Raw genomic sequence first — 12,881 nt, 5'->3', positions numbered from 1 at the left:
CCGATACGGGTTGTCGACCGTCCACGGTGAAGTCGATCCCGTTCCACAGCACGCCGTACGTCCTCCTCCGCCACCTGGAATCAGCCTACCGGGCCCGGACGGTTGTCCGATGGCAGGAGACGGACGCACTCTCAGGTGGCGGACGGCCGGAGTGCCGCAGTTCGTACACGGAGTGCTGCGGCCGGTCCCGCCGGATCGCCGTCAGCTGGCCCGTTACGCCCCTCGCTGTGTAGCGGCCGTGTTCGAATAGTTCGGTCAGCGTGGACAGGTGGGCAATATCCCGCGGTTCCCGTGGACGGCCATCAGTACCACGCTGACCTGCGAGCTCACCAGCATCACTGAGGCATCGGTCTCGGTCGGAACGAACCCCTCCATCATCTCCAACCGGCATCAGCCCACGTCAGATGCAGACAGAGGCACACCCGACGCACGCCACGGCATTTACCACGCCCCCAGCGCGCACCGAAGGTGCGCTGAGTCGCAGACCTGCGGAAACGCGAAAGTCAGACTGGAGTGCTAGCGCGTGGCCCGAAGGTACTTCAGGACGGCGAGCACACGTCGGTGGTCGTCCGGTGACTGAGGCAGGTTCAGTTTCTGAAAGATCTACCGGACATGGGCCTCCAACGTCTTGGGACTCATCGACAGCTTTCCGGCGATGGCTGCGTTCGAACGCCCCTCGGCCATGAGCGCCAACACCTGGAGCTCCCTCGCGGAGACCCCCGCGAGGGGGCCTGGGCCGCGTGGCCGCCGCATCCGCGTGGTCACGATCGTGTGGTCGATGACACACTCGCCCTCGACGACGCGGCGCAATGCGTCGACGATCAGTGAGACGTCCGACACGCGCTCCTTGAGGAGGTACCCGAGGTGTTCGGGCGCGTCGCTGATCAGACGCATGGCGTAGTGCGCCTCGAGGTACTGCGACAGGACGAGCACGCCGACGGACGGATACATGGAGCGCAGCTTGCGGGCCGCGACAAGGCCCTCGTCCGTATAAGTCGGCGGCATTTTGATGTCCACGATCACCGCGTCGGCCACGGCGGAGTCCAGCTTGTGCATCAGCGTGGCGGTGTTGTCAGCGGTGGCCACGACCTCGCAGCCGGCCTCCGCGAGCAGCCTTCCGTCCCTGGAACCCGAAAGCCCCGCGTAGCCGCGACCGGCGGCTACGCGACCACGGACTGGAAACCAGCACGCGCATCGATCAGGCCTCACGGTCCAGCGCGGCCGCCGTGTTCCCAGCCCGGGCGTGATCGGCGGCCGTCCACTCGACGGGCTCCGGGCACATTCCTGAACCAGACGTGAGGGAGGTCTTCCCGCCTCCTACGGGCAGGGCGGGCGGTGACGCGGTCGGGGCCGGCGCGGAGCCTGGCGAGGATCCGCCATGCCTTGACGGCATCCGGTGGAAGGGATCGATGAGCAGCCATCCACGCCGGGCAGCTACCCGACAGGATGGGGCCGGTCAGCGCTTCCACCGTGCGCCCGAACGCACTGAATTGTGCTGAGGGCGCTTCGGTTCGACAGACGGCTCGATCAAGCGGGCTCGATCAGCGACCCAGGGGCGTGTCGAACCTAGAACGGTGGCCCGAAGGAGGTGGCGGGGAGATCCGAAGCCAGTCCCAGAGCCTTCCGGACGTCCCGCTGGTACTTGTAGGAAGGTCGGTTCCAGGCGTCGTCGGAATGGGCCCAGTAGCCGTTGTCAGAACGTGCCGCCACGGCCTTGCGCCACAGCTCGGCGCTCCTTCGAAGCTCCCCGGAGTAGACGGTGACCTTGGGCCTCGCACCGGCCGACCAGTGGGCGGCTTCGAGGCCGTCTGCTTCATGATCCAGGGCAGCCGCTGTTCTTGCAGCCCAGGCACGATTGGCAGCCGTGCCGCCCAGGTGCGGATAGGCCTTGAAGACGCGCGCGGAAGCCAGCTCCAGCCTGAGGAAGGCAAGCTGGTCTGCTGCCAGGCTGGTCTCCTGCAGGCGTACGCTGCCAGTGGTCCGGCCGTTCGTGTCGGCCGTAAAGCAGGCGGTGGTCCTGTTGCCCGACTGCTGAACCCCACGGGTCGGGTAGTAGTAGTTGATGCCCGTCGTGTGGGGCAAGGACCAATCGTCCATGACGTAGTCGGTAAGCCGATCGCTGCACTGGTGGTACGACTGCTTTGCGAGGACATCGTCGGCGCCGCTGGACCCGGTGAGAGGGACCGTGGCGAACACTTCGCCGTCGTGTGGCCGGGAGCACGACACGGGTACCGCGGAGTGGACCTCATTGTGCTGCGAGCTGGTGAAGCAGTCGCCCACCGCGAGGCTCACGGCCGACCCGTCGCCTGCGCCGGACATCCGCTTGTCCGGATTTTCGTCGGCGTCACCGGAGATTGCCCTGGTGATCAGGCTCATCGCCAGCACGACCCCACCGAGCGCCAGCACACCCACGGTCGCCAGTCCCCGACCCTTATAGGGGCGCTTGGAGCCGGGCTCAGACGGCGTGGGCAGCGGCATGGCGGACATGGGTCTCCGGTCGACCTCGGCAAACGTGTATGCGGAGCCGGATCCTCGCACACCACCAGGCATCTCTGACACCCCAGTGCGCACATGACCCCCGCCTGATCCGGCCCCGGCGAGCCTTCGGCACGCCGGGGCCTGGACGCCGCGCATGTCCGTCATTCCCTGCAGGGTCGCAGACGCCGTCGAGGGCCTCGACTCGAGGTTCCGGCCAGCCCCGGCGCGCCATCGCCACCACCTTGCAACGCAGCGTCTCTGATCAGCTAACGACCTTGGGATCTATCAGCGGCAGTGAGGGGGGTTGCTGCTTGGGGGTCGGCGTGCCAGGCCACCCGGGGCCCCAGGGCCAGGATGTCAGTGACCCGTGGAAGGGTGCCCCCCATGGACTCTTCAGGAGTGGTCGAGGCATTGTGGGATCGGATCCAGGCGCGCGATTGGTCAGCTGTCGCCGACTTGGTCGCGGAGGACGTCGTGGTCGAGTGGCCGATCAGCGCGGAGCGCATCGTCGGCAACAAGAACTTCGTCGCGGTGAACAGCGAATACCCGGGGGGCTGGTCGATTCGGGTACTGCGGATCGTGGCTGACGGCAACGAGGTCGTCTCCGAGGTCGAGGTACCGCATGACGAGTTCGGTGTGTTCCGCGCGGCCTCATTCTGGACCGTCCAGCAGGGACGGATCGTGCGTGGCCGGGAGTACTGGACGAGTGTTGGGGCTGATCCGCGCCCGGAGTGGCGGGCGGCTCTGGTTGAACCCATGTGAAGCGGCTGCCGCTCGCGGCGACGTTCCGGCTGATTTGGCCGTGACATGAGAAGGGCCGTGCGGGTTGGGTGAGTTGTGAAGCTGACCTGGGCCCGCGCGGCCTTTTCCCATCCGGCCCTGTCCGGTGTCTCCCGCGCACACTTCGGCGAGTTGTTCGCCGAACTCGCCGCCCCGTGGGAGGCGGCACGTCAGTCCGGACTTCGCGAAGCCAGAGGCGGTGAACGCCGCAAGGCGGCCGGTGCCGGGTGCAAGCCGAAGCTGGTCTTCTGCGACCGACTGCTGCTCACCCTGGTACACCTGCGCCATCAGCTGCCGCACGAGGTCCTGGCCGAGCTGTACGACGTCGACCGCTCGACCGTTTCGACGGCGATCCGACAGGTCCGTCCGTTGCTCGCGGCCCGCGGCTTCGCAGTGCCCGACCGGCCCGGAATGAGACTGCGGACACTGGAGGAGCTCTTTGCCTACGCCGAGGCCGAAGGCATCGAGCCTCGACTCGATGGCGCCGAGACCCAGGTCAGGTGCCCCCAGGCGGGCCGACCCGGGCGCCGAGCCTTCGTCTCGGGCAAGTGCCGCCAGAACACGGTCAAGACCACCACATTCAGCGACGGGCAGGGCCGCATCCTGCTGTCCGGGGTCGTGCGCTCCGGCCGGATGCACGACCAGAGTGCCGTACGCACCGAGGGCATCGCCGAACAACTCCGCCTCCATCCATCGGTGAAGTCCCAGGCCGATGCCGGGTATGCAGGACTGGCCAAGGAGTTCCCCGAACAGGTCACCGCCCTGCCGAAGAAGCCGAAGGACGACGCGTGCGACGGCGACAAGCGGGCCTGGAGCGAAGCGCGGCGGCGCCAGTCCTCGGCCCGGATCTGCGTCGAGCACACCAACGCCGAGCTTCGGCAGTGGGCACCTCTGCGGCGCTTCACCGGACGCCGTGAAATCTACGCCGAGACACATCTGGCGATCGCCGGGCTGGTCTCCGACCGGTCCGCGCAGCGCCCCACCGACGCCGAACAAGCACCGAACTCGTCCTCGTCCGCAACAGCACCTGCTGATCACACACCAGCCGAACCGCCAGGCCAGCACGTCCCGACCTCTATTTTCCCCGAGGTCGTAAGCGATCCCATGCGAACCGTAGGGTTCGGCGTGGGTTCTGCCCACCTGGGCGGGGTGGCGTGAGCGTTGAGATGGAATCCCGCGCCGAGTGCTGCTCCGCGTGGCCGGTGGTGGGTGTGCTGATCGCGGTCGTGCCCTGGTGCCGGTGGGCTGCGCGGGGCAGCTGGGTCCGGTCCGTTGGTGCGTGTCCCTCCGGACGCTTTCCGGCCGGGCCCGAGGGCCGGGCCGGGGAGGGAATCCCGCGTCGCCCGGGCGCGGGACGGTTGGAACGCGGCCGGGTAGGGCCGGTCTTGGACCGGTCTTTCCGGCTGGTCTTCGGTGCGGCCGTGATGACCGCCCCGGCTTCGATCTTGTCCACGACCTTGCGGATCACCATGGCGCTGCTGGTCTTGTCCACGACGGTCTTGGTCTGGTGGGCGAGCCCACGCGCGACGATCCGCTGCCATGCGCCCTGGTCACGGTCGTCCTGCCATCGGCAGGACGGGCAGATGGCCCACTTCCAGCCCGGGATGGTGGGCCGGCCGGGGGACTTGCGGTGTCGCAGCGGGGTGAGGCAGTGCGGACAGTGCTTGGAGGCGTTCGCCGGCGGCACGGTGACCACGGCGACGCCGGCCTCGGCGGCGAGGTGCCGCATACGGTCGGCGATCTGCCCGCGCATGGTCTGGGACATACGGGTGTTTGAGGTTCCCCCGAGATGCGGGAAGAGGTGACAGAGGGTCAGATGGGTGCCCTGAGAGAAGCCCAGACGATGCCTGCACCGAGGAAGTACCCGCTGGAGTTGCGTGAGCGTGCGGTCCGGATGTACCGGACCGCCGAGCCGAAGCCCGTGATCCGCCGCATGGCCTAGGAGCTCGGTGTGCACCACGAGGCCCTGCGCAACTGGATCCGCCAGGCCGAGGCCGATGCCGGCGAACGGAACGACATGCTCACCACCGAGGAGAAGGACGAGCTGGCTCAGCTGCGACGCGAGGTGCGGGAACTGCGACGGGCGAACGAGGTCCTGCGGACGGCCTCGGCTTTTTCGCGGTCCAGCCCGACCCGACCCGGCCCAGGTGACCGCGCTCCTCGACGCGCACCCGCACCTGGGGGTCGAGCCCGTACTCCGGGAACTTTCCATCCCCTCATCCACCTACTACCGCTGGCGCCAGGCCGAGAAGGAGCTATGCGAGCGGCACCGCCAGGACGCCGAACTGACGGGCATGATCCGGCAGGTCCACGCCCATTCCGGCGGGATCTACGGCTCACCCCGCGTGCATGCCGTCCTCAAGCGTGAGGGCGTCCACGTCGGCCGCAAGCGTGTCGAGCGGCTCATGCGCCAGGCCGGCCTCGCCGGTATCAGCCCACGCCGGGCGGGCAAGGGCTTCACCCGCCGGGCCCCAGACGCCGACCTTGCCCCTGACCTGGTGCAACGCGACTTCACCGCGAACGGGCCGAACCGCCTGTGGGTCACCGATCTGACCATGATCGCGACCGAGGAGGGCCCGCTGTGGCTGTCCGCGATCCGCGACGCGTTCTCCCGCCGGGTCGTGGCCTGGGAAACCTCAGGCCGCGCCGACGCCGACCTGGTCCTGACCACGCTCGAATACGCCCTGGCCAGCCGCGAAGTCGCCCCTGGCGAGCTCATCCACCACACCGACCGCGGATCGGAGGGCGGATTCAATTGGTCGTCGCAACACCTCGTACGTGTGGAGGTGTTGGATGGTGCGTCGTCAGCAGGCAGGGGACCGGGCGGTGCGTCCGAAGTTGAGGTCTCCGGGGCATCCGAAGTATCAGCGTCATGTCGAGGCGGCATTCTGGACGGAGATCGCCAAGGGCCTTCTCGCCGAGGAGGCCGCCGCCGTCATCGGCGTGGCGCCGGCGGTCGCGACGCGCTGGTACCGCCAGTGTGGCGGCATGCGACCGTTCGATGCGAAGCCGCCTTCGGGCAGGTACCTGTCGCTTTCCGCGCGAGAGGAGATCGCGTTGCTCAGGGCCCAGGGCAAGGGCGTGCGCGCGATCGCTCGAGACGTCGGCCGTGATCCAGGCACGATCTCCCGCCAGCTGCGACGCAATGCCGCCACACGAAGTGGGCAGCTCGACTACCGGGCGTCGGTGGCGCAGTGGAAAGCAGACATGGCGGCCCGGCGTCCGAAGACGGCGAAGCTGGTCGCCCATGCGAGGTTGCGCGCTTATGTCCAGGAGAGGCTTGTCCGGTCAGATCACCACGGCTGGCGGGATGCCTGTCGCGGGACCGGTGACGGGTCCGTGGAGGGGGCGCAACAAGCCGTATCGCAAGGATCGTGCGTGGGTTCGGGCATGGAGTCCCGAGCAGATCGCGAACCGGATCAAGGTTGATTTCCCGGATGATGAGTCCATGCGCATCAGCCACGAGGCGATCTACCAGGGTCTCTACATCCAGGGCCGCGGGGCGCTGAAACGCGAGCTCATCCTGTGTCTTCGGACCGGTCGTGCTCTGCGTGCGCCGCGGGCGCGTTCACGGCGCAAGACCTGGGCGCACGTCACGCCGGAAGCGCTCATCAGCGAGAGGCCCGCCGAGGTTGAGGACCGGGCTGTCCCCGGCCACGGGGAAGGGGATTTGATCACCGGGCTGGAGCGTTCCGCGATCGGCACGGTTGTCGAGCGGTCGACCCGGTTCACGATGCTGGTCCATCTGCCCCGCGAAGAGGGATACGACAGGATCCCCCGGACGAAGAACGGCCCTGCACTGGCCGGCTACGGGGCGATATCCATGAAGAAGGCACTGGCCAACACGATGTCGATGCTCCCCGAGCAGCTGACGCGGTCGCTGACCTGGGACCGCGGCAAGGAAATGTCGGCACACACGCAGTTCAGGGTCGAGACCGGTATCCCCGTGTTCTTCGCCGATCCGCACAGCCCATGGCAGCGAGGCACGAACGAGAACACGAACGAGAACACGAACGGACTCCTGCGCCAGTACTTCCCGAAGGGCACCGACCTCTCGCGCTGGTCCGCCGAAGAAATCGCAGCCGTTGCTCACGCGCTGAACACCAGGCCCCGCAAGACACTTGGCTGGAGGACCCCCGCGGAGGCGTTCAACGCGCAGCTACTCTCGCTCCAGCAAGCCGGTGTTGCAACGACCGGTTGAATCCAGGCAATACGGCTCCCGGGCCTTCGCCGACCTCTGCGACCAGCTCGAGGTCACCCGGTCAATGGGCGCGGTCGGCAGCAGCGCGGACAACGCGGCCTGCGAGAGTTTCCACGCGTCCCTCAAACACGAGACGCTCCAGGGCGCCCGCGACTACGGCGACCCGCTCACCTGCAGGAACAAGGTCTTCGCCTGGCTGACCCGCTACAACACCCGCCGCCGACACTCCGCCAACGGCCAGTTCAGCCCCAACGAATACGAACGCCGACACCACGCGGCTAAGCTCACGCTCGCCGCGTGATCAACGAAGCGTGTCCACCATCACGGGGGAAGGCCCAATGGCCCTCCGTCGTGATGGTGGACACACAGGAGGCCAAACGAAGTTGATCAGGCCACCACGTCGCCGTAAGCCCCTTCTTTATCACGGGCCGTAGCTGTACGCGGACACCGCCTCCGTGGCGGCCCGACTGCTGCGACCGACCACAGGCACAGACGTGTCAGTGGTTCTTCTTGTGCTTGCCTCCGATTTGGTACGGCCGCATCATCTCGTTGTCCTCGTGCTCGACGATGTGACAGTGCCAGACGAAGCGACCAGGGTGGTCGAACGTTGCCTTCACCCGGGTGATTTCTCCCGGATAGGCGATCACGGTGTCTTTGAAGCCACGTTCCCAGCTCTCCGGCGGAACGGGTGGCCCATTGAAGGGTTGCCGGTTCACCACCTCGAACGCCACCTCGTGGATGTGGATCGGGTGGGCGTCTGCAGTGAAGTTGTACAGCTCCCATGTTTCGGTCGCGTTCAGCCTCGGGTTCTCCGTGACCGGGTCGGCCCAGCCGAGCAGCACCGGATTGCCGGCGGAGTCGACCGTGCCGAGCAAGGTCTCGACCGGTGTGTCAGGCGGCACTGGGGGGACGTTGGTTGAGGTGACCTCGTTGAGGGAGAGCCGGCGGGTGACGCTCGCCGAGCCGAGTGGCCTGATCTTGGGCAACTTGAGCTTGCGCGGCGGGACGCTCTTGTCCTTGCTCACCAGCGGGCCGACCACGAATTTCATCACCTGCCCGGTAGTGTCCGGATCCGCCGCGTCGAAGGGAACGCCCCGGCCACCGAAGGGCGCATCCGGTCCCTCGTTGATGAGGTACAGCTCGGTGCCTTCCGGGATCCCGGTGAAGTCGACGATGACGTCGGCCCGCTCCGCGTTGGCCAACAGCAGCTGCTCCAGCTGCACCGGTGCGGGCAGGAACCCGCCCTCGTTGCCGATCTGCCAGAACGGTACAGCCGACTGGGCCGGCCGGGCAGTCGGATTGTCCGCGATCTTCAGGATCAGGAACCGGGCATTGCATCCGTTGAGGAAGCGCAGCCTGTAGCGGCGCGGCTCGACCTCGAGCTTCGGCCATGTCCGACCGTTGACCACCATGGTGTTGGCGAAGAATTCGGGGTTCCAGTAGGGCGATACATCGGTGGTGGGAATGTACGGCCCCGGGAACCCGTCGAAGAATTCCCGGCTCGTGGGGTAGAACAGCGAGCCGTCTGAGTTGAACGAGCGGTCCTGGATGGCCAGGGGGATCTCGTGGTAACGCGTGCCCGGTGGATCGCCGAAAGCGGGCGCCGGCCCGGGCAGAACCCCCTTGGGCAGATCACACTCGCCGCCGCGCAGCAGATAGAACCCGGCTGGCCCGGCGTACACGTTGAGCCGGGTCATACCCAGGGTGTGATCGTGGAACCAGATAGTCGCCGCCCGCTGGCGGTTGGCGTACTGGAAGGTCGCGGTACCCGGCTCCCACTTCAGGCCGTGCGCATCGGCGAACTCCTCCCGGAACTCATTGTAGAACGAGCCCACGGTGGCGAATCCAGGAGGAATGTTGTTCGCGCGTGGCAGGTACCACGCTTCGGCGTAGCCGTCGCTCTCCTCGGTGGAATGCCCACCGTGCAGGTGAGTGACGATCGGCACGGGTCCACCATACGGAGGCGGCGTCTCGGTGAACGTCGGCCGGGAATCGCGCCCGGCATTGCCGCCGGGCGGGTTCGCCCAGTGCAAGGTGGGGTCGACCGTCAGCAAGTGTGGGAGGAAACGGCCCTGGTCGTCGACGAGATCGTTCACCCAGGTGACCCGGACAGGCCGATCGACCTTGGCCTCGATGGTGAACGACGGATAGTTGAAGGTTTTGTTGTCCCCGAGCGAGCCGTATCCCCACACGGTGGTGGACGGCAAAGTGGGCGGCAATACCTGCTGGCTGAACTGTCGGACGCCGATGACGTACGTGTCGATGTCGTGCCGCTGCGAGTGGCGAGCCATCGGCATCACCGGCGGGATCACCAGGTCGGTGACGTATTTCGGGATGGTTGTGGGGTCCAGGGTGGGGACTGGGACTTTGCCGGCAGATCCGGCACTCGGGGCCACCACGGTCCCATTCGGGAGTGCCACCGCCCCATTAGATGTTGGAACGACCAGGGCCGTCCCGCCAACGGCCCCGGCTACGAGCACGCCTCTTCGTGCAATCATTTCTCTCGCCTTCTGCAGCCCGCGGGCGTCGATCATTTCCTCACGGGATGTTATGTGGCGCACACAATGGATAGAGGGACTTGTCTGGCGTGTCGTCAGATATCGGATCTGGGCGTCGTGTGGTGCTTCGCGGGCCCCCGGCGCACCCGGTTGCCGTTGGCATGCGCTCCGCCATCGCCCGCCCCCCCCCAGCCCACCACCGCCATCGGCCTGGGCAACGCAGCGACGTCCATGGAGGACGACTCCTCGGCGTCGGACGTCACCGCGGCGTACCCGTTGTCGCGGGCAGTGGTGGCGAGCGAGCTTGATGGCGGAGACGAGCAGGATCACGGCCAGTGTGTGGACGGGCACAAGGTTCGGGAACACGCCGAGGAGCAGCCCGCCGAGTACCGCGCCGATGATCGAGCCGCCGGCCATGGCCAGGGTGAAGCGGGGGTTGGCGCCCAGCACTGCGAAGCTGCCGTCACGACCGCAGGCCACCAGCATGGTCGGCAACGACACCAGCAGTCACAGGCTCCCCGCCGTCTTGATGTCCACCGCGAACAGCAGCACGATCGTCGGGATCAGCAGCTCGCCTCCGGCCACGCTCATGATCGCGGCGACCACGCCGATGCCGAACCCAGCCACGACCCCGCAGGGCACTTGCGCCGACAGCGGCAGCGCGAGCGTCCCCAGGGCGGTTGTGTGGGTGACCAGCAGGGCTGCGGCCGTGAGCACCATCAGTGCCGCCAGCACCTTGTACAGGGTGGAGCTGCGCATCCATACCGCCCAGGACGCTCCGGCCCAGGCGCCCAGCGCTCCCGGCCAGCAGGTTGACCGTGCCAGTGCGCGGCCACTTCGGAGGGCGACACCGCTGCCAGGTGGGCGGGTAAAGCGACCGTGACCACGACCAGGCTCATCGCCTTGTTCAGGATGACCGCGGAGAGCGCCCCGAATCCGAACAGGCCGATCAGCAGCGGCAGGCGGAACTCCGCGCCGCCCAGACCGAGCATCCCGCCCAGAACACCGATGGCCGCTCCCGCACCGAACACTACGTGCTGAGTGCGTCGAGCAGTGGGGAACGAGGTTCTGACCGGTGGTCATGGCGGCATCCCTGCCGGTTCGCCGGTGAGGGCGCGCCGAGACAGGTGCCGTCCGGTCCGTCGCGCGGTCCCGACGGGCCGGCCTTGTCACTTGGCCCTGTGTTCGCCCGCCCCCGGCTGCTCCAGATGGGAGGCGAGGACGGCGGCCTGGACCCGCCGCTGCACGCCCAGTTTGGCCAGGAGGCGGGAGATGTGGTTCTTGACGGTTTTCTCGGACAGGTAGAGCTTCTTGCCGATGTCGCGGTTGGTCAGCCCCTCGCCAATCAGCGCCAGGATGTCCCTCTCCCGCGGTGACAGGCTCGCCAGCTCGGACGGCACGGAAGGGGTCTCCGCGGGTTCGGCTCGGAGTGAGCGCATGAGGCGGGCGGTGGTCGCGGGGTCCAGCATCGACTGGCCCGAGGCCACCGTGCGTACCGCAGAGACGAGGTCGGACCCCTTGATCTGCTTGAGGACGTAGCCCGAGGCGCCGGCCATGATCGCGTCGAGCAGGGCCTCCTCGTCGTCGAACGAGGTGAGCATCAGACAGGCCAGCTCCGGCATCTGGCTGCGCAGTTCCCGGCAGACCGAGATACCGTCGCCGTCCGGCAGGCGTACGTCGAGGACGGCGACGTCGGGGCGCAGTGCGAGGCCTCGTGCGAGGGCGTGGTCGACGGTGCCGGCGTCGCCGACCACCGAGATGTCGGGTTCGGAGTCGAGCAGGTCGGCCAGGCCGCGGCGGACGACCTCGTGGTCGTCCAGCAGAAACACCCGGATCGGGTTCTGCTCGCTGAAGGTGCGTGGCTCCGGCATGGTGACCCCTCGTTCCCGGCGGAGGACAGACTGCGACCTGTCTGTGATTCCGATCATCACGCGCCGGGACCGAATTCACCAGGGCCGACCGGCCCTACTCCTGCACGGGCGGCGTCCGTGCGAGGTCGAAGTCCACGTCCACGACGCCTTCGACGGCGCGGACCAGCCGGGCTGCCACCGGCACCAGCGACGTGTCCCGGACGCGGCCGGTGAGCTTCACGACGCCGTTGTGCACGTCCACGCCCACGCTGGACTCCGGTGTGGGGAACAGGTAGGAAACGATCTCACGCCGTACCTCCTCGGTGATCTCCTCGTCGGCGCGGAGGAAGACCTTGAGCAGGTCGGCGCGGCTGACGATGCCTTCGAGCAGGCCCACGGCGTCGACCACGGGGAGCCGCTTGACCTTGGCCCGGGCCATGGTGCGGGCGGCCTGGGCGAGCGTGGTGTCCGGGCGGACGGTGAGGGCGGGGGAGGTCAGGTCATGAGTTCCTCCGCGTTGACGTGCTCCCTGGCCTAAAGTCCAGGGATTCCGGCCTGGGTCGTCTGACCCTTCCGGGGGCTTCCTGCTTCACCGCGCTGTGCGGGCACGTGTGCCCGTCTTGCCGGCGCTCCACGGGCGTTTGGCGTCTCCACCCGTCCGGTGGCGACGGTTCGGCGTCCTTCGAAGAGGATGTTGCGTGCTGCGTTGTGGTCGCGGTCGTGCCCGGCGTGGCATGCGCTGCACGTCCATTTTCGGACGTGCAGGGGCTTGGGGCCGTCCCTGAATCCGCAGGCCGAGCAGAGCTGGGAGGACGGGAAGGCGCGGTCAACCTTGGCGAAGGTGCGGCCGTGCAGGGCCGCCTTGTACTCCAGCATGCCGACGAACGCGGACCGTCCCGCGTCGTGCACGGACTTGGCGAGCCGGGTACGGCCGAGGCCGGACACCGCGAGGTCTTCCACGTACACCGCTTGGTCGCGAATGATCTGTGTGGATGCCTGGTGGTGGAAGTCCCGGCGCCGGTCGGCCACCTTGGCGTGCTGGCGTGCGACCTTGATGCGGGCCTTGGCCCGGTT

General features: G+C 67.7%; 12 protein-coding genes and 3 pseudogenes. 7 read left to right on the top strand and 8 right to left on the bottom strand.

The window, feature by feature from the left end; all coding sequences use genetic code 11:
• Positions 1-603: 603 nt before the first annotated feature.
• Positions 604-1,209: a LuxR C-terminal-related transcriptional regulator gene (locus ABT085_RS34965; protein WP_351617333.1), complete on the bottom strand. Its 606-nt coding sequence runs from the start codon at positions 1,207-1,209 to the stop codon at positions 604-606.
• Between the two features lie 357 nt (positions 1,210-1,566).
• Positions 1,567-2,487, bottom strand: coding sequence for a septum formation family protein (locus tag ABT085_RS34960; RefSeq protein WP_351617330.1), 921 nt, complete (start codon positions 2,485-2,487; stop codon positions 1,567-1,569).
• Positions 2,488-2,862: 375 nt separating this feature from the next.
• Between ABT085_RS34960 and ABT085_RS34955 the strand changes: the two genes are divergently transcribed.
• Both ABT085_RS34955 and ABT085_RS34950 read left to right on the top strand, forming a co-directional pair.
• Positions 2,863-3,240, top strand: coding sequence for a nuclear transport factor 2 family protein (locus ABT085_RS34955; protein ID WP_059203638.1), 378 nt, complete (start codon positions 2,863-2,865; stop codon positions 3,238-3,240).
• A gap of 75 nt (positions 3,241-3,315) precedes the next feature.
• A complete protein-coding gene (locus tag ABT085_RS34950; RefSeq protein ID WP_351617326.1) occupies positions 3,316-4,416 on the top strand; it encodes a transposase family protein in 1,101 nt (366 codons plus the stop codon).
• Here the strand turns inward: ABT085_RS34950 and ABT085_RS34945 are convergent.
• Positions 4,334-4,987: a zinc ribbon domain-containing protein gene (locus tag ABT085_RS34945; RefSeq protein ID WP_351617336.1), complete on the bottom strand. Its 654-nt coding sequence runs from the start codon at positions 4,985-4,987 to the stop codon at positions 4,334-4,336. The two genes, ABT085_RS34950 and ABT085_RS34945, sit on opposite strands and share 83 nt — an antisense overlap.
• A 222-nt stretch (positions 4,988-5,209) precedes the next feature.
• Here ABT085_RS34945 and ABT085_RS34940 point away from each other — a divergent pair.
• The 5 genes and pseudogenes from ABT085_RS34940 to ABT085_RS34925 form a co-directional block, all read left to right on the top strand.
• A pseudogene (locus tag ABT085_RS34940) lies at positions 5,210-5,332 on the top strand (transposase); the annotation flags it as partial.
• 73 nt (positions 5,333-5,405) lie between these two features.
• Positions 5,406-6,371, top strand: coding sequence for an IS3 family transposase (locus tag ABT085_RS34935; RefSeq protein ID WP_351617323.1), 966 nt, complete (start codon positions 5,406-5,408; stop codon positions 6,369-6,371).
• A complete protein-coding gene (locus tag ABT085_RS46825) occupies positions 6,316-6,687 on the top strand; it encodes a helix-turn-helix domain-containing protein (RefSeq protein ID WP_502982874.1) in 372 nt (123 codons plus the stop codon). The genes ABT085_RS34935 and ABT085_RS46825 overlap by 56 nt, the downstream gene beginning before the upstream one ends.
• Positions 6,602-7,459 (top strand): annotated as a pseudogene (locus tag ABT085_RS34930) (IS30 family transposase); the annotation flags it as partial. The gene ABT085_RS46825 and the pseudogene ABT085_RS34930, both read left to right, overlap by 86 nt.
• Complete coding sequence (locus tag ABT085_RS34925; protein ID WP_351617320.1) at positions 7,443-7,760, top strand: integrase core domain-containing protein; 318 nt, start codon at positions 7,443-7,445, stop codon at positions 7,758-7,760. The pseudogene ABT085_RS34930 and the gene ABT085_RS34925, both read left to right, overlap by 17 nt.
• A gap of 196 nt (positions 7,761-7,956) precedes the next feature.
• Here the strand turns inward: ABT085_RS34925 and ABT085_RS34920 are convergent, their stop codons facing one another.
• From ABT085_RS34920 to ABT085_RS34900, 5 genes and pseudogenes are all read right to left on the bottom strand, one after another.
• Positions 7,957-10,458, bottom strand: coding sequence for a multicopper oxidase family protein (locus ABT085_RS34920; RefSeq protein ID WP_351617317.1), 2,502 nt, complete (start codon positions 10,456-10,458; stop codon positions 7,957-7,959).
• Positions 10,459-10,464: 6 nt separating this feature from the next.
• The gene (locus ABT085_RS34915; protein ID WP_351617314.1) at positions 10,465-10,716 is read right to left on the bottom strand and encodes a hypothetical protein; all 252 of its coding nucleotides are present in this window, start codon (positions 10,714-10,716) and stop codon (positions 10,465-10,467) included.
• Between the two features lie 410 nt (positions 10,717-11,126).
• Positions 11,127-11,828, bottom strand: coding sequence for a response regulator (locus tag ABT085_RS34910; protein ID WP_351617311.1), 702 nt, complete (start codon positions 11,826-11,828; stop codon positions 11,127-11,129).
• A gap of 94 nt (positions 11,829-11,922) precedes the next feature.
• A pseudogene (locus tag ABT085_RS34905) lies at positions 11,923-12,306 on the bottom strand (CBS domain-containing protein); the annotation flags it as partial.
• 35 nt (positions 12,307-12,341) lie between these two features.
• Positions 12,342-12,881: RNA-guided endonuclease TnpB family protein (locus tag ABT085_RS34900; protein ID WP_351617308.1), on the bottom strand; the 540-nt coding region annotated here is incomplete at its 5' end.

It is taken from the genome of Streptomyces sp. NPDC002265, assembly GCF_040296125.1.
Taxonomy (GTDB): domain Bacteria; phylum Actinomycetota; class Actinomycetes; order Streptomycetales; family Streptomycetaceae; genus Streptomyces.
This window is presented reverse-complemented; position numbering and strand designations above follow the sequence as displayed.

Coding starts and splice junctions, on each gene's coding strand:
- ABT085_RS34960 (WP_351617330.1), bottom strand. CDS start 2,487: ATGTCCGCCATGCCGCTGCCCACGCCGTCTGAGCCCGGCTCCAAGCGC.
- ABT085_RS34955 (WP_059203638.1), top strand. CDS start 2,863: ATGGACTCTTCAGGAGTGGTCGAGGCATTGTGGGATCGGATCCAGGCG.
- ABT085_RS34915 (WP_351617314.1), bottom strand. CDS start 10,716: ATGCGCAGCTCCACCCTGTACAAGGTGCTGGCGGCACTGATGGTGCTC.
- ABT085_RS34910 (WP_351617311.1), bottom strand. CDS start 11,828: ATGCCGGAGCCACGCACCTTCAGCGAGCAGAACCCGATCCGGGTGTTT.
- ABT085_RS34945 (WP_351617336.1), bottom strand. CDS start 4,987: ATGCGGCACCTCGCCGCCGAGGCCGGCGTCGCCGTGGTCACCGTGCCG.